A 19,361-nucleotide genomic window follows, 5' to 3' on the forward strand; every position below is an offset into this window, starting at 1 on the left:
CCGGGCCGGGTAGGGCGGCGCTTCCGATCTTCTCGCCGCTGACGGTCGGTGTCCCTGGCGGCCGTGTCCCTGACGGTCGGTGTCGCCGGCTGGTTACTGCCGGCGCTCACGTCAGCTGGCGGTCCTTGGGTCGGGCTGATCGGGGTGCGGGTCAGGCCTGGCGCCTCGCGGGTCAGGCCCGGCCCTTCGCGAATCAGGGCGGCCGCTCCGCGGGTCGGGTCCGGCGCTCCGTGGGTCAGGGTGGCCGCCCCGCGGGTCAGGGTGGCCGCTCCGCGGGTTAGGAACGGCGCTCCGAAGGTCAGGGCCGGGCCCTCGCGGGCCAGGGCCGGTGCCCTGCCGGTCAGGGCCGGCGCTCGATGAGTCGGGCTTACCCTCCGCCGGGTGGGGATCGCCGGAACGCCCCGGTCGCCTCAGCGGATGTCTCTCCCTCTGCCGCTTCCGCGTTCCGCTCGCTCTTGGCGGCTCCCGCCTCCGCATCTGGCGCTGTCTGCCGCGTCGACTCAGAGCGAGCCGCCACGGAGGCATCTCCCGGGTCCTCCTCCTGGGCAACGTCGGTCGTCGGCTCCGGCTGCGGGCCGCCGTCCGGTCCCGCAGCTTCGGCTCCCGCGCCTTCGGCCGAAGTCGGCGCCGCGACGCTCCCGGGAGCGTCGGGCGGCTCGGCCGTCTCTCCGATGACGTCCAGGAGTGACCCGCCTTCGGCCGGCTTCGTCTCTCCGGGTGAGGCCGCCTGCGCGGCCAGGCTGGACGGCGCCTGCCATTGGATGCGGGGCGGCTCGGCCAGGGGCCGCCCACCGAACTCGGCGAGCCAGGCCGCGACGAGGGCGAGGTTCTCCCGCCACTTGTCCTCAGAGATGGGCGGCAGGATCGAATCCCAGAGGGACAGGAAGGTCCCTCGGAGTTGGAGTCGACCGTACGGCCGGGCGAGGAACCACATGTGAAGATGGGCGGACCCGTCGCCCCAACGGTTGACGTGGACTCGCGCCACTCCGTCCAGCGAGCGGATGGCTCGTTCGAGCCGTACCGTCATCACCCCCAGTTCGGCGGCGAGCAGGTTCGGCAGGTCACCGAGATCCAGATGCGACCGGGACTCCAGGATGAGAACCATCGGCAGGCCGGTGGGACGGTCCATCGCTCGTACGCGCCATCGCTCGCCGACCCAGATGTAGGCATCGTCGGGCGCCTGGCACGCCGTGCATTCCCGGTGGGCCTCACCCTTGCGGGGTGGTTCGACCGGGACCGGGTCGGCGAGTTGCTTGACCCGGAGGTCGCCCTCGAAGGGGAAGGACGGCCACTGGGTGAAGTCCGGGATTGAGGGAGGGGTGTCTTGCACGACGCTGACCCTAACCGAGTCGAGGGCGGCTGTCCCTACCTGAATCACCTTCGGCTCGCCGAGGGCTCGAATGACGCGAGACGGGGAGCGCCACACCGCTTTCCCCAGGGTTATCCACAGGCTGACGGGTCACCCCGCGGCGACCGCGATCCCGGTCCAACAAGGGAATTCAGTCTTCGTTTCACGTGAAACGCCGCACGCCTGTGGACAACCGGTGTGGATAACGTCGCCCGCAGAGACGGCGGGCGACCCAGGCGCACGGAGAGACGGCGGGTCTGTTTCACGTGAAACGAGACCTGCCGTGCCAGAGCCCTCCCGACCGCAGCGGAAGGAGGCGCCAGCCCGACCGATCAGCCGGTTACCGCCCGCCGAAGCGCGAACCACGGAACCGGAGCGGCGCGATCATGAGCGGAGCCGGGTGGTTCGTCGGACGCGACCTGCCTGCCGCTGGCCAGTCTGGCGCGTCCGGGCGTCAACCTCACCGGCAGAGGACGTTCACGACCTACCCGGGCGCAGCCAATCGTCCCCGGCATGCCGCAGTCGCCAGCAGACGATGCCCGCTCAGCGCCCCCTCTCCTGGATCTCGTCGCGGCGCGAACGCCCACAGCGGCCATCCGGCACAGCGACGGTTGACGGCCTAGCCGGTGCGGCGTCCAGAGGTGTTCAGCGGGCCGCGCCGGGTCCTGGCGATGGCCCGGCAGCGTCTCCTGGACACCGCACCAGACGCGGGCGGCCAACGGACGATCGGTCAGGCGGGATCCACGTGTCGGCGCCGCCTGGCACTGCCCAAGGTTCCAGAGCACTGAGGCCGGGCGGTCCTGGTGCACGACTGGAGCATGGTTTCACGTGAAACAAGCCCGACTAGCACCCGTACGACCCGCCGAGATCGTTCAGCCGAGGCAGGCGGCGTCGTCCGGGGGCCGCCGTGGTTCGAGGGCGCCCAAGGCTCGCACGGGTCCCCAACTGCGCCCCCGCCACTCCCGATTGATCACGAAGTTGCTGCCCGGTGTGGTGTCGTCCATGACCGTGCATCGGCTCGGCTGGTGACCACCCCGGTGTACGCAAGCCACGTCTTTCGTGAGCCGCACGACGGCGAGGTGTGGATCTGCCGGAGAGACGAGACGATCAGGCTGCCCCACGGCCACTGGGGAGCCTGCGACGACCGAGCTGCCTGCCGCATGGCGCACGGGCCGCGCACCGGTCTGCCGAGAGCGGGTCTGCACGGGAGGCAAGGTCTGCCGGCGGGCCAGGTCGCCCCCGAGCCGCTGTGGGCCCTTAACGGCCCGCAGGAGGCGCCAGGAGCGCCGTGATCGCGCGGTCCTAGTCCAGGGGTGGGATGCGACGCCGCCGGGCCGTGTCGGCCCGGACAGCAGGGACCAACCGACGCCGGGTACGACCGCGCACCGGACCGCCGCATCCCGTTCCCGGAGACAGGGCCGGCAGTCCCTTCACCATCGAGAGCCAGGCCCACGCCGCATGAGCCGCCCGGCAAGGAGCCCCTTGCACGGAGCGGGCCTCGCACGAGCTGCCGCGCCGGCACCACCCGACACGTAGACCGCCCGCACGAACTGCCCGCACAGAACGGCCTCGCATGGAACGGCCGCGTCCTCGCGGTACGGGGACGCGGCCGTCAGGGTGTGGCAGGGGCTCAGCCTTGGGGCTCTTCTCCCTCGACACCGATGATGCCGACGATCCGCTCCAGGTCGTCAACGGTGGCGAACTCGATAGTGATCTTGCCCTTGCTCCGCCCGATGTCGACCTTCACCCGGGTGTCGAACCGGTCGGAGAGTCGGTCGGCGAGATCGTTCAGGGCCGGCGCGTGTGGTTTCGGCCGGCGCTTCGCAGACTCCCTCTTGACCGGTCCCTCGCTCAGGGCAAGCGCGACGACCTCCTCGGTCGCCCGGACCGACAGTCCCTCGGCGACGATCCTTAGCGCGAGTTGCTCCTGGGTCTCCGGGTCCTCCAGGCTCAGCAGTGCCCGGGCGTGTCCGGCGGAGAGCACTCCGGCCGCAACGCGCCGCTGCACCGGTGCCGGCAGGTTCAGCAGCCGGATGGTGTTCGAGATCTGCGGCCGGCTGCGGCCGATGCGCCGCGCCAGTTCCTCGTGGGTGGCCCCGAACTCCTCCAGCAGTTGCTGGTAGGCGGCTGCCTCCTCCAGCGGGTTGAGGTTCGCCCGGTGGATGTTCTCCAGCAGTGCGTCCCGCAGCATGGCGTCATCGCGGGTGTCGCGGACGATCGCGGGGATGTTCTCCCGCCCGACCGCCTGCGCGGCCCGCCATCGCCGCTCGCCCATGACGAGTTCGAACTTCTCGTCGTCGAGCTGCCGCACCACGATCGGCTGGAGAAAACCGACCTCCTGGATGGAGGTCTTCAGTTCCTCCAGTGCCTCCTCGTCGAAGACCTGACGGGGTTGCTTCGGGTTGGGCACGATCGAGTCGACCGGAATCTCCGCGAAGCGCGCACCGGGCACCGGGCTGAGAACCGGCTCGGGCGTGGCCGGCGGAGCCGGCGCAGCCGCTACGGGCGGCGCGGCGACGGCCGACGCCCCGTTGGCTCCCACCGTGAGCGCACCAGCACCAGTACCAGCGCCGGTGCTGGCACCGGCGTCCTGTGCCGGTGCGGTCGGGATGAGCGCCCCCAGGCCCCGTCCCAGACCGCCCCGAGGACGGTTCTTCATACCACGCCTCCCAGCGCCTCTTCCGCACTACGCATTCCGGCTCACCGGCTCCTTGGCACCCCGCTCGGCGATCTCCTGCGCGGCCTCGAAGTAGCTCGTCGCCCCTCGCGAACCGGGATCGTAGGTCATCACCGACTGGCCGTAGCTGGGCGCCTCGGAGACCCGCACGTTACGCGGGATCACCGCCTGGAGCACCTTGTCGCCGAAGTGGTTCCGGACATCCTGCTCGACCGCATCGGCGAGCCGGGTCCGCCGGTCGTACATGGTGAGCAGGATCGTGGAGACATCGAGCCGCGGGTTGAGGTGCTGCCGGACCAGGTTGATGTTGTTGATGAGCTGGTTCAGCCCTTCGAGCGCGTAGTACTCGCACTGAATGGGGATAAGCACCTCCTGCGCGGCCACCAACGCGTTGACGGTCAGCAGGCCGAGCGACGGCGGGCAGTCGATGAAGACGTAGTCGAAGCGCCCGGGGTAGGCGGTGATGGCCCGTTCCAGGCGAGACTCACGGGCCACCACCGACACCAGCTCGATCTCCGCGCCCGCCAGGTCGATGGTCGCCGGCACGCACCAGAGGTTGGGGATGCCCTCGACGGCCTGGGTCACGTCCTCCAGGGGCACGCTGTTGATCAGGCAGTCGTAGACGTCGGGTATGCCGGTGTGGTGCGGGACATTCAGCCCGGTGGAGGCGTTGCCCTGTGGGTCAAGGTCGACCACTAGCACCCGGTTGCCGTGCAGGGCCAGGGCCACTGCCAGGTTGACCGTGGTGGTGGTCTTACCCACGCCGCCTTTCTGGTTCGCGACGCACATGACCCGGGTCCGCTCCGGCCGAGGCATGGTCACCTCGCCACTGGGGTTCAGGATCTGCACGGCGCGCATCGCCTCCATTGCCAACGGTGGGTCATCCTCTTCGCGCGTCGAGGTTTCACGTGAAACGTACGCGGCGTCGGCGGTGTCCGTGGGGTGGGGGCCGGCCGCAGGCGCGGCCGGCGTGTCGGACGCCGGTCGGGGATCGGGCACCACGCCGGGTACCGGCTGGTGCGACGGGGCCGCCTCGAAGCGGGCGGAGGCCGAGGTGTTCCGGCGGATCGGGATCACCCGCGCCTCGGGAGACGCGTTGGCCGGACGCCCGTTGGGGTCCGCGCCGTCCCGCTCCGGCGGCGGTGAGAATGGCGCACCCGACGTCGGCGAGTTCCGGCCAGGCTCCGGTGGACCCTGCGGCACCTCGGTGGGCCGCCAGTTCGGATAGTCGGTTTCACGTGAAACAGGGTCACCCGCTGACCCGGTCACGCGCGGATCGTCGTACCTGCCGTCGTCATGCACCTGTCATCCCTGCCCGCTTCGGATGGTCGGTCCGCACCCGTCAACCGGGCCACTCGCGCGTACTGTCCGCAGAGGTACCGCCCGGCGGGAGCGGTCGGGCCCCGGAGGGAGATCCATCGCCGCCCGCTCCACACTATCGACGCGCGGTCAGCCTACGGCGCACGGGCGCGGCCGGTCCATGTCGGGTTCGCAACCCGCCGACAGTACGCCCGCCACCCGGCGACCGAACGCCACTCGCAGGGCGGGCCACGCGCCCGCCGTACCCGTCACGGAGCCGGTGGCGCGATCTGGCTCACCGTCGCCGCGACCGGGACTTCTCGGACGACCGGCCCGCCGGGCCGATCACCCGCTCCCGCACGATCTCGACCACGGTGGTCGGGGGGTCCACGATCCCCTCGCCGCACCGGTGCAGCACCGGCCGGCCGCCGCCCAGCCGGTGCACCGCCTGGGCATGCTCGGTGATCTCCTCAGCCGCCGAGGCGCCCTTCAGTGCGATCAGACGTCCACCCGGCACGGCCAGCGGCAGGCACCAGGCGGCGAGCCGGTCCAGCGGCGCCACCGCGCGGGCGGTGACCACGTCGCCGCGCACCGGGTCCGGACCGGCCGCCGCCTCCTCGGCTCGACCGCGGAGCACCCGCACCGACCCGGTCAACGCGAGCGCCTCCACCGCCTCCTCAAGAAAGGCCGTGCGGCGGGCCAGCGGCTCGATCAGCGTCACCGCCAGGTCGGGTCGCGCGATGGCGAGCACCAGACCGGGAAGCCCCGCCCCGGATCCCACGTCCAGCACGGTGGCGCCCGGTGGGAGCAGCTCGGCGACCGCCGCGCAGTTCAGCAGGTGACGGTCCCAGATCCGGGGCGCCTCGCGCGGGCCGATCAGGCCACGCACCACGCCGTCGGTGGCCAGCAGTTCGGCGTACGCGGCCGCGAGATCGAGGCGTACGCCGAAGAGCCGGCTGGCCGCGTCGGCCAGCTGTGGCGGCAGCATCGCCACGGCGGGCTCGGCCGACGGTGCGCCTGATCCGGGCGGGATAGCCGCCGGCCCGGGCGGCGTGCCACCCGGGCCGGACGGTGCAACGCCCATGGCGTCGTCTCGGGTCACCCGCTCAGTCCGCAGGACGGACGACGATACGCCGGCTGGGCTCGACGCCCTCGGACTCGCTCTCCACGCCGTCGATCGCGTTGACCACGTCGTGGACGCACTTGCGCTCGAAGGCCGACATCGGCTCCAGCTGCACCGGCTCGCCGTGCTCCTTGACCTTCTCGACGGCGTTACGGGCGACCGCGGCGAGTTCCTTGCGCCGGTTGGCCCGGTACCCACCCACGTCGAGCAGCAGCCGGCTCGGCGAACCGGTCTGCCGGAAGACGGCCAGCCGGGCCAGTTCCTGGAGCGCCTCCAGGGTGGCGCCGCGCTGACCGACCAGGTTCTGCAGGCGGGCGCCGACCACCTCGACCACCGGCCGGCCGGCCGACACCAGCTCGTCGATGTCGCCGTCGTAGTCGAGGATGTCGAGCAGCCCTTCGACGTAGTCGGCCGCGATCTCGCTCTGCCGGAACAGGTCGCTCTCACCGGCGGACTTGCCCGGCGCGGCGTCGGTCTCCTCCGGCTCGCCCTCGACCGGGGCCGCCGCGGTCGGCTCCTCGTCGTCCAAGGGCTGTTCGGCGCGGGGGATGCTGGTGTCGGTCACGGTTGTCATCTCCGTACTCGCTCGGCCGGACCTCGGGTCCGCTGGTTTCCCGCGCGGCCGGCGGGACGTCGCCGGTGCCCACGGGCACGTCTGTAGGGCAGTCTCGCCCGTACGCCACGTCGCGCGTGGCGCTTCGCGCTCCGGCGCCGGCCTCGCGGCGGCCGCACGGCGCGCAACGGGCCGCCGCCGGGGAGACCGGCGACGGCCCGGACGATTCAGCCCTGCCGCTTGGCGGGGCGGCCCTTCTTCGGGTTGACCGGCTTGGCACCCGGCTTCGGGCCGGCGACCTTCGGCGCGGCCGGGGGCGGCGGCGCGGCGGCGGGCTTGCTCCGGCCGAACAGGCCACCGGTCTTCGCCGGCTGCGTCCCGTTACGCGCGGAGGTGGCCGGCTTGCTGGTCGCGGTCACCGGTGGGGGGAACTTGCGCAGCACCCACTGCTGCTGGCCGAGGGTGAAGAGGTTGTTGGTGACCCAGTAGATGATCACACCGATCGGGAAGATCGCGCCGGAGATCAGCAGCGACAGCGGGATGCCGTAGAGCATCAGGCGCTGGATCATCCGCTGCTGCGGGTCCTCCGCCCAGCCGGTCTTGAGGATCATCTGGCGGCTGGTGAGGTACGTGGTGCCCATCATCACCAGGACCAGGACACCGGCCATGACCTTGACGACCGTGCCGTTGGCGTTACCGAGTTGCGCCAGTTCCTCCGCGGTGGACCCGAACTTGCCGGCGATCGGCGCGGTGAACAGCGTGGCGGTGGCGGCGCTGTCGAACTGGCTGACCGTCCAGCCGTACAGCGTCTTGGCGACCTCGCCGCGATCGGGGTTGAGGCGCCTCAGCACGTGGAAGAGGCCGAGGAAGACGGGGATCTGGAGGAACATCGGAAGGCAGCCCATGAGCGGGTTGGCCTTTTCCTTCCGGTAGAGCTCCATCATCTCCTTCTGGAGCGTCTCCCGGTCACCCTTGTGCTTCTCCTGCAGGGCCTTCACCTGAGGCTGGAGGGCCTGCATCGCCCGCTGCGACTTGATCTGCTTGACGAAGACCGGGAACAGGATCACCCGGACGGTGACCACCAGGAAGAAGATGGCCAGGATCCACGACCAGTTGGTGCCGAGGACCGTGGCGTCCGGAATCCCGATGGCGTCCCAGGCCGAATGCCAGGACAGCAGGATCCACGAGATCGCGTAGTAGATCCAGTCGAGACTCAATTCTCAGGCTCCAGTCACGTCGGCGGATCGGCGGCCGCCCGGCTCCGGCACCGGGTCGTATCCACCAGGATGGAATGGGTGGCAGCGCGACAGTCGCCGGACCGTCAGACCGGCTCCCCGGAGCGCGCCGTGCCGGGCGACCGCCTCAAGGGCGTACGCACTGCACGACGGGTAGAACCGACAGCGGGCCGGCAACGCCGGACTTATCCACCGACGGTACGCGATGATGGGTAGCGTCAGCACCCGGGCACCCCTGGTAGCAGGGCGGAACGGCGTCGATCCGTCGTTCATCGGTGCCGCCGACCCCGGCCCGACCGGGCGGCGGCGAGCGCCGCGTCCAGGTCGGCACCGAGTCGCTGGTACGCCGCGTCGGCCGCGGCCGGCAGGGCGCGTACGACAAGGGTGCTGCCGGCCGGCAGGTCGACGAGCCGTTCCCGGGTCAGGTGCCGCAACCGGCGACGCACCCTGTTCCTGACCACCGCGGGCCCGACCGCCTTGGAAACCACGAAGCCGGCGCGGGACACCGGCGCGGAGTCAAACTCCGCACCACCCCGCGCCGGCTTCGGCGCTGTTTCCCCGGAGGTGACCGGCAGGGTCAGGTGCACGACCAGCGTGCCCCGGCCCGCCCGACGGCCACCGCGAACCGCTGCGGCGAAGTCGCTACTGCGCCGCAGTCGTTGCGCGGCCGCCAGCACGACTGCCACGTCCTCCCGAGCGGACCCGACCGGCCTCAGGCCGACAGGCGGGCGCGGCCCTTGGCGCGACGGGTCGAGATGATGGCGCGGCCGGCCCGGGTGCGCATGCGCAGCCGGAAGCCGTGGGTCTTCGCGCGCCGGCGGTTGTTCGGCTGATAGGTGCGCTTGCTCACGTCAGGCTCTCCGTTGTCGGACGCCCCGGGCGAGGGGATCGCCGGGTCGTGGTGGTCCGGGCCGCCGCTGCGGTGGCCCTGATCAACGCTGCCCAGGCGGTGCGTAGCCTCGGCGATGCGTGGAGCGACCGTGGGCGGCAGGCACCCATCACCCTAGCAGAGGGCGTGCGAGCAGCCCCTCCAGCGTAGGTCGGGGGTCAATCACCGTCAAACCGGTCCATCCGGTGCGGGACCTGCGGCAAAGAGCGGCGGAGGGTGCGGAGAAGTGGCGTTTTCACTGATGCCGACAGGCACGGAGCACGTCGACGGTTGATGGCGCGGCGACAACGCTGTTACCGTGCCCGATTGCGGTCAGCGTCGGAGTTCCGCCGATGTCGCCGGCAGGCAAGACCGGACACGGTGGTGAATCGTTCGGCACGGTGAACCCGCTTCAGTGCCCGGCCACGGCAGGGGGCAGGTCAGACCCGCGCCCGGCGGGCGGCCACAATCGGTCGGTACACAGGCTGTGGATAACTTGTGGAGGACGACCGGTGCGGCGGCCGGGCGGGGTGACGACGACGAGGTCACGCCCGCTCGGTACGGGCCACCGGACGGCCGGGGGACGGCGGCGTCCGGGAGCAGAGGCGAGGGGGTGGCACGACGGTGGCCGGTACGACCGACCTTGCCGCGGTGTGGACGGCGACGACCGATGAACTCGCCGACGAGATCATCTCCGCGCAGCAGCGGGCGTATCTGCGGCTGACCCGGTTACGGGCGATCGTCGAGGACACCGTTCTGTTGTCGGTGCCGGACGCCTTCACCCGGGACGTGATCGAGTCACGGTTGCGGCCGGCCATCACCGAGGCGCTCACCCGCCGGTTGGGTCGGCCGATCCAGGTCGCGGTGACCGTCCGGGTGCCGGAGGACGGGCGAGCCACGGGCACGGTCTACCGCACCACCCCCGAATCGGACTCCGTCGACCACACCGGTGGCTCCGGTGACCTCGACGGCCGGACAGCCGGCCCGGAACCGGGGACCGACGTCGGTCGGCAGCTCCCGCTGATTCCCGAGCAACCGCACCCCGGCCGGTTCGACCGGCCGGTCCTGGACGAGCCGCCCGCCGAGGTCAGCCCTCGTGCCGGCGTGACCGACGGCCAGGAGTCCCTCTTCGGTGCCGCGTTCGTGGAGCAGCCCCACCCGGCGGAGGCCGGCCGACGGGGCCCCGAGCGGCTCGGCTTCCCCGAGCAGGCCGGGCGCCTGGATCCGCCGGCCGCCGGGCCACGCGGCTTCGGCACCCGGTACGGCGAGGAGTCCCCCTTCTCCCCCCGCGACCAGCATGTGATCCGGGCCATGCCATCCGACGGGGGCACCGACAGCGGGCCCGGCCGCAGTGGCGCGGATCACCGCCCCGTCGGGCGGGACGATCGGCGGCTGCCGACCGGCGCCGACAGCGGTGGCAACCGGCTCAACCCGAAGTACATGTTCGAGACGTTCGTCATCGGCTCGTCCAACCGCTTCGCGCACGCGGCGAGCGTCGCGGTGGCCGAGTCGCCGGCGAAGGCGTACAACCCGCTGTTCATCTACGGCAGCTCCGGGCTGGGCAAGACCCACCTGCTGCACGCCATCGGGCACTACGCCACGACGCTGGGCAACGCCCGCTCGGTCCGGTACGTCTCGACCGAGGAGTTCACCAACGACTTCATCAACTCGCTGCGGGACGACAAGACCAGCGCCTTCCAGCGCCGCTACCGCGATGTCGACATCCTGCTGATCGACGACATCCAGTTCCTGGAGAACCGCGAGCGGACCCAGGAGGAGTTCTTCCACACCTTCAACACGCTGCACAACGCCAACAAGCAGATCGTGATCACCTCGGACCGCTCGCCCAAGCAGCTGGCGACCCTGGAGGACCGGCTGCGGACCCGTTTCGAGTGGGGACTGCTCGCCGACATCCAGCCGCCGGACCTGGAGACCCGGATCGCGATCCTGCAGAAGAAGGCCGCCCAGGAGCGGCTCTTCGCCCCGCCCGACGTGCTGGAGTTCATCGCCTCCCGGGTGTCCAACTCGATCCGGGAACTGGAGGGGGCGCTGATCCGGGTCACCGCCTTCGCCAGCCTGACCCGCTCGAACGTGGAGCTGTCCCTGGCCGAGGAGGTGCTGCGGGACTTCATCCCGGACGGTGCCGGGCCGGAGATCACCGCCGACCAGATCATGGTCTCCACCGCCGACTACTTCGGGGTGAGCCTGGAGGATCTGCGGGGACACTCCCGATCACGGGTGCTCGTCAACGCCCGCCAGGTGGCCATGTACCTGTGCCGCGAGCTGACCGACCTGTCGCTGCCCCGGATCGGTCAGGCCTTCGGCGGGCGGGACCACACCACCGTCATGCACGCCGACCGCAAGATCCGTCAGCAGATGGCCGAACGGCGCTCGCTCTACAACCAGATCGCCGAGCTGACCAACCGGATCAAGCAGAACACCTGAACGACGGCTGCCGCGCGTCGTGGCGAGGGTCCGACCGCACCGGTCGGACCCTCTTTTTCTTGCGTCACCGGTTGACCCTCGACGAGGTGTAGACCACACCATCAAAGGCGTGTCCACTCCCGCCGCCGTTCGTTGTCCACAGCTCGTTATCCACCGACGGTGGACAACGACGCGACGTCAGCATCCGGTTACCCACAGCCTGTGGAGAAACCCTGGGGACGACGCTGTGGACGCCTGTGGATGCCTGGGGACAGCCGACCGCGTTGTCCACCGACAACGGCCGGCCTGTGGGCAGCCTGTTGAAGGTTCTGGGGATGACGGCGGCCGAGCCGCCCGCGACGATCCACAGGCCTGGGGAGGAAGTCGGTGGATTACCGGTGGACAACCAGTGGACAACGGTGGACAACCGGTGCCGCGCGGGCCCCCTGTGGACGGCGAGCCGGGTTGTACCCCGGCTTCTCCACAGCTAAACCACCGGTGGATAACCCGTCTGACCTGCCCATACGCGGGTTCTCCACAGTTTGCACAGGTGCGATGAAGACGATGAGTTATCTCTTCTAAAAGAACGAAAACCAATCATCACCGTTGGACTTCCTGTGGATCGGTCGACCGCTGCCGGACAGACGCGTCAGCAGCGACACGATCCACGGGGTCGGGCACACAGCCGATACCCTCGCGCCCTAAGGTGCGAGGGGTACCCGCACACCAGGCGGGTCAGTGGGCAGCGGCCGGCATGAGAGAGTTGACGACGTCGACGTCGACGCGGAGGCATTGATGAAGTTCCGAGTGGAGCGCGACGCGCTCGCCGAAGCCGTGGCTTGGACCGCGAAGAGCCTGCCCAGCCGGCCGTCCGTACCGGTGCTGGCCGGTGTGATGCTGCGCGTCACCGACGGCAGCCTCCAGGTCTCCGGCTTCGACTACGAAGTCTCCAGCCAGGTGACCGTCCAGGTGCAGGGCGACGCCGACGGTGCCGCCCTCGTCTCCGGTCGCCTGCTTGCCGAGATCACCAAGGCGTTGCCCGCCAAACCGGTCGACATCGCCGCGGTCGGGGCACATCTCGAACTGGTCTGCGGCAGCGCCCGGTTCACCCTGCCCACCATGCCGGTGGAGGACTACCCCACCCTGCCCGAAATGCCCGCCAGCGCCGGCACCATCGACGCGGCCGCCTTCGCCGCCGCGGTGGCCCAGGTCGCGGTCGCCGCCAGCCGGGACGAGACGCTGCCGATGATGACCGGCGTACGCGTCGAACTCTCCGGCGGCAGCCTGGCCATGCTCGCCACCGACCGCTACCGGCTGGCCCTGCGCGAGATGGAGTGGAACCCGGACGACCCGGAGATCAGCCTCAACGCGCTGGTTCCCGCGCGGACGCTCAACGACACCGCCAAGGCCCTCGGCCCACTCGGCGGCCAGGTCATCCTGGCCCTGGCCCAGGGCTCGGCGGGCGAAGGCATGATCGGTTTCTCCGGCGGCACCCGGCGCACCACCAGCCGCCTGCTCGACGGTGCGAACTACCCGCCGGTGCGTTCCCTCTTCCCGGCCAACCACAACGCCGAGGCCCACCTGCCGGTCAGCACCCTCATCGAGGTGGTCAAGCGGGTCGCGCTGGTGGCCGAGCGGGCCACCCCCGTGCTGCTCAGCTTCAGCGCCGACGGGCTGGTGGTCGAGGCCGGCGGCACCGAGGAGGCCCGGGCCAGCGAGGCCATGGAGGCCACCTTCACCGGCGAGCCGCTCACCATCGGCTTCAACCCGCAGTACCTCATCGACGGGCTGACCAACCTCGGAACCCAGTTCGCCGTGTTGCACTTCGTCGACGCCTTCAAGCCCGCGGTGATTTCTCCGGCGGGCGAGGATGGCGAGCTCATCGGTGGGTACCGGTACCTCATCATGCCGATCCGCGTGTCCCGCTGATCGGCAGCGCACAACCGCACCCACGAAAGGTCACCAAAGATGCAGCTCGGTCTGGTAGGACTCGGCCGGATGGGCGGCAACATGCGCGAGCGGTTGCGCACCGCCGGTCACGAGGTGGTCGGTCTGGACCACAACCCGGGGCTGAGCGATGTTGCCAGCGTGGCTGAACTGGCCGAGAAGCTGGAGGCGCCGCGGGCGGTCTGGGTGATGGTGCCCGCGGCCGTCACCGACGCCACCATCGACGAACTGGCCACCGTGCTCGGCGAGGGCGACCTCATCATCGACGGCGGCAACTCGCGGTTCAGCGACGACGCCCCCCGGGCCGAGCGGCTCCACGAACGCGGCATCGGCTACCTCGACGTGGGGGTCTCCGGTGGGGTGTGGGGCCGGCAGAACGGCTACGGCCTGATGGTCGGCGGTGCCCAGGAGCATGTCGAACGGCTCATGCCGATCTTCGACGCGCTCAAGCCCGAGGGCGAGTTCGGCTTCGTCCACGCCGGGCCGGTCGGCGCCGGCCACTACGCCAAGATGGTGCACAACGGCATCGAGTACGGCCTGATGCACGCCTACGCCGAGGGCTACGAGCTGATGGCCGCCTCCGAACTGGTGACCAACGTGCCGGGTGTGATCAAGTCCTGGCGCGAGGGCACCGTGGTCCGCTCCTGGCTGCTGGACCTGCTCGACCGCGCCCTCGACGAGGACCCGGAACTGAACCAGCTCAGCGACTACACCGAGGACACCGGCGAGGGGCGCTGGACCGTGGACGAGGCCGTCCGTCTCGCCGTGCCGCTCAACGTCATCACCGCCTCGCTGTTCGCCCGGTTCGCCTCCCGGCAGGACGACTCACCGGCGCTGAAGGCCGTCTCCGCGCTGCGTCAGCAGTTCGGCGGGCACACCGTGCGCAAGCGCTGACCGGCACCGCGACCCCGTGTACGTCCGCCGGCTCGAACTGGTCGACTTCCGCTCCTACGAGCGGGTCGCCGTCGACCTCGAACCGGGGCCGAACGTCCTGATCGGCGCCAACGGCGTCGGCAAGACCAACCTGGTCGAGGCGCTGGGCTACGTGGCGACGCTGGACTCGCACCGGGTCGCCACCGACGCGCCGCTGGTGCGGATGGGCGCCACCGCCGCGGTGATCCGCTGTGCGGTGGCGCACGACGGCCGGGAACTCCTGGTCGAGCTGGAGATCGTCCCGGGCAAGGCCAACCGGGCCCGGCTCGGCCGCTCCCCGGCCCGCCGGGCCCGGGACGTGCTGGGCGCGCTGCGCCTGGTGCTCTTCGCCCCGGAGGATCTCGAACTGGTCCGGGGCGACCCGGCCGAGCGCCGGCGCTACCTCGACGACCTGCTGGTGCTGCGTCAGCCCCGCTACGCCGGCGTCCGCGCCGACTACGAGCGGGTGGTCAAGCAGCGCAATGCGCTGCTGCGCACCGCGTACCTGGCCCGCAAGACCGGCGGCTCGCGCGGCGGGGACCTGTCCACCCTGGCCGTCTGGGACACCCACCTGGCCCGGCACGGCGCCGAGCTGCTCGCCGGCCGGCTGGAGCTGGTCGCCGCACTGGCCCCCCACGTGACCAAGGCGTACGACGCGGTCGCCGCCGGCCACGGCGCGGCGGGAATGACGTACCGGCCGTCGGTCGATCTCGCCGAGTCCACCACCGACCGGGAGACCCTCGCGGCGGTGCTGGCCGCCGCGCTGGAGGAGTCCCGTTCCACCGAGATCGAGCGGGGCACCACGCTGGTCGGCCCGCACCGCGACGAACTCGCCCTCCGCCTCGGCCCGCTGCCCGCCAAGGGCTACGCCAGCCACGGCGAGTCGTGGTCGTACGCGCTCGCCCTCCGGCTGGCCGGGTACGACCTGCTCCGCAGCGACGGCATCGAACCGGTGCTGGTACTCGACGACGTCTTCGCCGAACTGGACGCCGGCCGGCGGGACCGGCTGGCCGAACTGGTCGGCGGGGCGAGTCAACTGCTGGTGACCTGCGCGGTCGCCGACGACGTACCGGCGGTCCTGCGCGGCGCCCGGTACGAGGTGGTGGAGGGAACGGTGCAACGTGTCGGATGAACCGCAGCACCCGGCCCGAGACAGCGGGCCGGCGGGACAACCGCGTGCCGTCCCCCGGGGGCGCGGTGCGCGTACCGCCGGGTCGGGTGGATCCGGCGGCGGCGCCGGTGCGGCCGGCGACCGTGGGGCGGACACCGAGCCCCGGCCGCTACCGGCCGGGTCCGGCGGCGATGGCGCCGAGCGCGCAACGGCCGACGGCGGCCCGGACGGCGCCTCCGGGCCGCAACTGGCGCGTGCGGTGCTGGATGCGGCGAAGGCCCGGCGGGAGGCGGCCGGGCGGCCCCGGCGGCGCAGCGGGACCGGCGGCGGCGACGGCGAACGCCGGCTGCGGGGCTACTCCGGGCCGGGGCCGGACCCGCGCGATCCGCAGCCGCTCGGCGCGGTGCTGAACCGGCTGGTCAAGGCCCGTGGCTGGCAGCAGCCGGCCGCCGAGGCGACGGTCTTCGGCGCCTGGGAACGGGTCGTCGGGCCGGAGGTGGCCCAGCACAGCCGCCCGGTGAAGCTGGAGAACGGCGAGCTGACCGTCGAGGCACGATCGACCGCCTGGGCGACGCAGCTGCGGCTGCTCGCCGGTTCGCTGTTGCAGCAGATCGGCCGCGAGGTCGGCCACAACGTGGTCCGCAAGCTGCACATCCACGGCCCGGCCGCGCCCTCCTGGTCGCGCGGCCCACGCCGGGTACGCGGTCGCGGCCCCCGCGACACCTACGGCTGACCTGCCCGCTACGTCTGGGGTGCCCGGCGGGGGGCGGCCGACTCGGCGTAGACGGCGAAGCCGTGGTCGGCGCAGCGCCGGTAGAAGGCCGCGAGCACGCTCAGCTCCGCGCAGGTGAAGGTCCACTGCGGCGCGGCGCCACTGTCGTCACGCAGCGCGTCGAGCCGGCTGTCCAGCCAGCGCAGCTGCTGTTCGGCGAGGCGGCCGTCGGCGAGCAGCGAGCGCAGCACCGTGCCGACGGACTCGAAGGTGACCGCCTCACCGTGCGGGCGGTGTGCGGCGACGAACCGCTCGATGCCGGCCGCGATCCAGGAGCACCCGTCGGGGTCGATCACCGGGTCCTCGTCCTCGGCGGCGGCGTCTGTGGCGTAGAGCACACCCTCCAGCCCGAGGATCAGATCCACCACCTCCGTGTAGGCGGTGGCCCGGACGGTGCCTGTCTTCGCGATCAGTTCGGCGAGCGCGGCGGTCGGTGCCGAGATACCCGGCACGTCGACGATATCGCCGAAGTCGACGAACTCGGCCGGTGCGACCGGGTCGTAGAAGCGGCCGGTCCGCGGCCACTGAACCGCGACGTTGTCCAGCCCCATCTTGGTGTCACCTCTCAACGGGCGCGGGCGAGTCGATCGGGTCGATCGTCCGGTTCCAGCCGTGAAAGATCAAGGCCGGCCCGCCAACCCGCCGGTCACGGATCGCCCGCACGGGGGCGGTACCGGCCGGTATCGCCCGCTTCCGGACCATGGCCGTCGACGCCGTCACGCGACGGATCGGGTGATCATGCCGTGGCGTGTAGGGGGAGTCGCGGACAGCACGGTTCGGCCCGCTACGTAGATCTGAGCCGCCGCGAAGGGGTGCCGAGTGGTGGTTCTATCGCCCGCGCACAGTAAGATTGGTGTGAGACGAAAGACCCGGTGGAGCGACGGGGGTCACGGGTCCGGTGCGGGCCCGCGATCATTGTCCGACTCGGGTCGAGCCGATCGCGATCCGCGGGCAACCGCGGCGACCGGCGCGTTCGACCCGTACCCCGGAATTGTCCCCGGTGCCGGTCCGCGTGCCGACGTCGCGCCCTGTCCGCCGAACCCGCGCCCGGACGCGCCCTGTGGGCGCGGCGGGCGCGAGAAAGTGGCCGAGCGTGGCAGCGCAGGACAATCAGCAGTACGGCGCCGAGTCGATCACCGTCCTCGAAGGGCTGGAGGCGGTCCGCAAGCGGCCCGGCATGTACATCGGGTCGACCGGCGAGCGGGGCCTGCACCACCTGGTGTGGGAGGTCGTCGACAACGCGGTGGATGAGGCGCTGGCCGGTCACTGCGACACCATCGAGGTGGTGCTGCTCGCCGACGGCGGCGTCCGGGTCACCGACAACGGCCGAGGCTTCCCGGTCGACCTGCATCCCAAGCTCAAGAAGCCGGGTGTCGAGGTGGCGCTGACCGTGCTGCACGCCGGTGGCAAGTTCGACGGCAAGGCGTACGCGGTCTCCGGCGGCCTGCACGGCGTCGGGGTCAGCGTGGTGAACGCCCTCTCCACGAAGATGGCAGTGGAGATCCACAAGGCCGGCTTCGTCTGGCGGCAGCGCTACACCAACTCCAAGCCGACGCCGCTGGAGAAGGGTGAGCCGACCGACACCACCGGTTCGGCGGTCGCCTTCTGGCCGGACCCGGACGTCTTCGAGACCGTCGACTTCGACTTCCAGACCATCTACCGGCGCATCCAGGAGTACGCCTTCCTCAACCGGGGCCTCACCATCCACCTGGTCGACGAGCGGGTCACGGAGGGCGAGGAGGGCAAGCCGCGCGAGGTCACCTTTTGCTACGCGGGCGGCATCGCCGACTTCGTCCGCCACCTCAACGCCTCGAAGAACCCGATCCACCGGACCGTGGTCGAGTTCGGCGCCGAGGAGGAGGGCATGTCCGTCGAGATCGCCATGCAGTGGAACGAGTCGTACGGCGAGTCGGTCTACACCTTCGCCAACACCATCAACACCCACGAGGGCGGCACCCACGAGGAGGGCTTCCGGGCCGCGCTGACCAGCGTGGTCAACCGGTACGGCACCGACAAGAAGCTGCTCAAGGGTGACGAGAAGCTCTCCGGCGAGGACATCCGCGAGGGCTTGGCGGCGATCATCTCGGTCAAGCTGACCAACCCGCAGTTCGAGGGCCAGACCAAGACCAAGCTGGGCAACACGCCGGTGAAGAGCTTCGTGCAGCGGGTCTGCAACGAGTGGCTGGTCGACTGGCTGGACCGCAACCCGGCCGAGGCGAAGATCATCATCACCAAGGCGTCCCAGGCCGCCCGCGCCCGGATCGCCGCCCAGCAGGCCCGCAAGCTGGCCCGGCGCAAGTCGCTGCTGGAATCCGGCTCGATGCCGGGCAAGCTGGCCGACTGCCAGTCCACCGACCCTCGCGAGTCCGAGGTGTTCATCGTCGAGGGCGACTCGGCCGGCGGCTCGGCCAAGCAGGGGCGCGATCCGCGCACCCAGGCGATCCTGCCGATCCGGGGCAAGATCCTCAACGTGGAGAAGGCCCGGATCGACCGGGTACTCAAGAACAACGAGGTGCAGGCGCTGATCACCGCGCTCGGCACCGGCATCCACGACGACTTCGACATCGAGAAGCTGCGCTACCACAAGATCGTGCTGATGGCCGACGCCGACGTCGACGGCCAGCACATCCAGACGCTGCTGCTCACCCTGCTGTTCCGCTTCATGCGTCCGCTGGTCGAGCTGGGCCACGTCTATCTGGCCGCCCCGCCGCTCTACAAGATCAAGTGGAACAAGAAGGGCGACGACGCGCAGTACGCCTACTCCGACCGGGAGCGCGACGGGCTGATCGCGCTGCGCCAGCAGAAGAAGGCGAACGCCAAGCCGGACGACATCCAGCGGTTCAAGGGCCTCGGCGAGATGAACTACCCGGAGCTGTGGGAGACCACGATGAACCCGGCCACGCGTACGCTGCGTCAGGTCACCCTGGACGACGCGGCAACCGCCGACGAGCTGTTCAGCGTGTTGATGGGTGAGGACGTCGAGGCCCGCCGCTCGTTCATCCAGCGCAACGCCAAGGACGTCCGCTTCCTGGACATCTGACGGAACCGGCGGCCGGACCGGGCACCCGTTGCGGTCCGGCTCGCTGATCCAC

At 71.0% G+C, this 19,361-nt stretch carries 16 protein-coding genes; 6 read left to right on the forward strand and 10 right to left on the reverse strand.

Annotated elements, in window-relative coordinates; translation table 11 throughout:
* Positions 1–367 precede the first annotated feature (367 nt).
* The 9 genes from O7615_RS12620 to rpmH form a co-directional block, all read right to left on the reverse strand.
* The gene (locus tag O7615_RS12620) at positions 368–1,309 is read right to left on the reverse strand and encodes a hypothetical protein (RefSeq protein ID WP_278182082.1); all 942 of its coding nucleotides are present in this window, start codon (positions 1,307–1,309) and stop codon (positions 368–370) included.
* A gap of 1,669 nt (positions 1,310–2,978) precedes the next feature.
* Complete coding sequence (locus tag O7615_RS12625; protein ID WP_278177667.1) at positions 2,979–4,007, reverse strand: ParB/RepB/Spo0J family partition protein; 1,029 nt, start codon at positions 4,005–4,007, stop codon at positions 2,979–2,981.
* 27 nt (positions 4,008–4,034) lie between these two features.
* Positions 4,035–5,327, reverse strand: a complete 1,293-nt coding sequence (locus O7615_RS12630; protein ID WP_278177668.1) for a ParA family protein — start codon at positions 5,325–5,327, stop codon at positions 4,035–4,037.
* Positions 5,328–5,619: 292 nt separating this feature from the next.
* Entirely contained in the window at positions 5,620–6,408 is a 789-nt protein-coding gene (gene rsmG / locus O7615_RS12635; RefSeq protein ID WP_278182083.1) for a 16S rRNA (guanine(527)-N(7))-methyltransferase RsmG, read from the reverse strand.
* A 22-nt stretch (positions 6,409–6,430) separates the two neighbouring features.
* Complete coding sequence (locus O7615_RS12640; protein WP_278177669.1) at positions 6,431–7,021, reverse strand: R3H domain-containing nucleic acid-binding protein; 591 nt, start codon at positions 7,019–7,021, stop codon at positions 6,431–6,433.
* 206 nt (positions 7,022–7,227) lie between these two features.
* The gene (gene yidC / locus O7615_RS12645) at positions 7,228–8,217 is read right to left on the reverse strand and encodes a membrane protein insertase YidC (RefSeq protein WP_278177670.1); all 990 of its coding nucleotides are present in this window, start codon (positions 8,215–8,217) and stop codon (positions 7,228–7,230) included.
* A gap of 3 nt (positions 8,218–8,220) precedes the next feature.
* Positions 8,221–8,508, reverse strand: a complete 288-nt coding sequence (gene yidD, locus O7615_RS12650) for a membrane protein insertion efficiency factor YidD (protein WP_278177671.1) — start codon at positions 8,506–8,508, stop codon at positions 8,221–8,223.
* Positions 8,505–8,912: a ribonuclease P protein component gene (gene rnpA, locus O7615_RS12655; protein WP_278182084.1), complete on the reverse strand. Its 408-nt coding sequence runs from the start codon at positions 8,910–8,912 to the stop codon at positions 8,505–8,507. Before rnpA ends, yidD begins: the two co-directional genes overlap by 4 nt.
* Before the next feature lie 35 nt (positions 8,913–8,947).
* The gene (gene rpmH / locus O7615_RS12660; protein ID WP_013736606.1) at positions 8,948–9,085 is read right to left on the reverse strand and encodes a 50S ribosomal protein L34; all 138 of its coding nucleotides are present in this window, start codon (positions 9,083–9,085) and stop codon (positions 8,948–8,950) included.
* Positions 9,086–9,727: 642 nt separating this feature from the next.
* Between rpmH and dnaA the strand changes: the two genes are divergently transcribed.
* The 5 genes from dnaA to O7615_RS12685 all read left to right on the forward strand — a co-directional run bounded on the left by dnaA (position 9,728) and on the right by O7615_RS12685 (position 16,230).
* The gene (gene dnaA, locus O7615_RS12665; RefSeq protein ID WP_278177673.1) at positions 9,728–11,548 is read left to right on the forward strand and encodes a chromosomal replication initiator protein DnaA; all 1,821 of its coding nucleotides are present in this window, start codon (positions 9,728–9,730) and stop codon (positions 11,546–11,548) included.
* A gap of 774 nt (positions 11,549–12,322) precedes the next feature.
* Positions 12,323–13,456 (forward strand): DNA polymerase III subunit beta, encoded by a 1,134-nt coding sequence (gene dnaN / locus O7615_RS12670; protein ID WP_278177674.1) that lies wholly within the window; start codon positions 12,323–12,325, stop codon positions 13,454–13,456.
* Positions 13,457–13,495: 39 nt separating this feature from the next.
* The gene (gene gnd / locus O7615_RS12675) at positions 13,496–14,368 is read left to right on the forward strand and encodes a phosphogluconate dehydrogenase (NAD(+)-dependent, decarboxylating) (protein ID WP_278177675.1); all 873 of its coding nucleotides are present in this window, start codon (positions 13,496–13,498) and stop codon (positions 14,366–14,368) included.
* A 16-nt stretch (positions 14,369–14,384) separates the two neighbouring features.
* A complete protein-coding gene (gene recF / locus O7615_RS12680; RefSeq protein WP_278177676.1) occupies positions 14,385–15,518 on the forward strand; it encodes a DNA replication/repair protein RecF in 1,134 nt (377 codons plus the stop codon).
* Positions 15,508–16,230 (forward strand): DciA family protein, encoded by a 723-nt coding sequence (locus O7615_RS12685; RefSeq protein WP_278177677.1) that lies wholly within the window; start codon positions 15,508–15,510, stop codon positions 16,228–16,230. The genes recF and O7615_RS12685 overlap by 11 nt, the downstream gene beginning before the upstream one ends.
* 8 nt (positions 16,231–16,238) lie before the next feature.
* Here the strand turns inward: O7615_RS12685 and O7615_RS12690 are convergent, their stop codons facing one another.
* Entirely contained in the window at positions 16,239–16,820 is a 582-nt protein-coding gene (locus tag O7615_RS12690; RefSeq protein ID WP_278177678.1) for a hypothetical protein, read from the reverse strand.
* A gap of 542 nt (positions 16,821–17,362) precedes the next feature.
* On the opposite strand from O7615_RS12690, the gene gyrB reads away from it, so the two are divergent.
* On the forward strand, positions 17,363–19,309 hold the full coding sequence (gene gyrB / locus O7615_RS12695) for a DNA topoisomerase (ATP-hydrolyzing) subunit B (protein ID WP_278177679.1): 1,947 nt from the start codon (positions 17,363–17,365) through the stop codon (positions 19,307–19,309).
* Positions 19,310–19,361 lie beyond the last annotated feature (52 nt).

The organism is Micromonospora sp. WMMD1082, assembly GCF_029626175.1.
In the GTDB taxonomy this organism is placed as follows: Bacteria; Actinomycetota; Actinomycetes; order Mycobacteriales; family Micromonosporaceae; genus Micromonospora.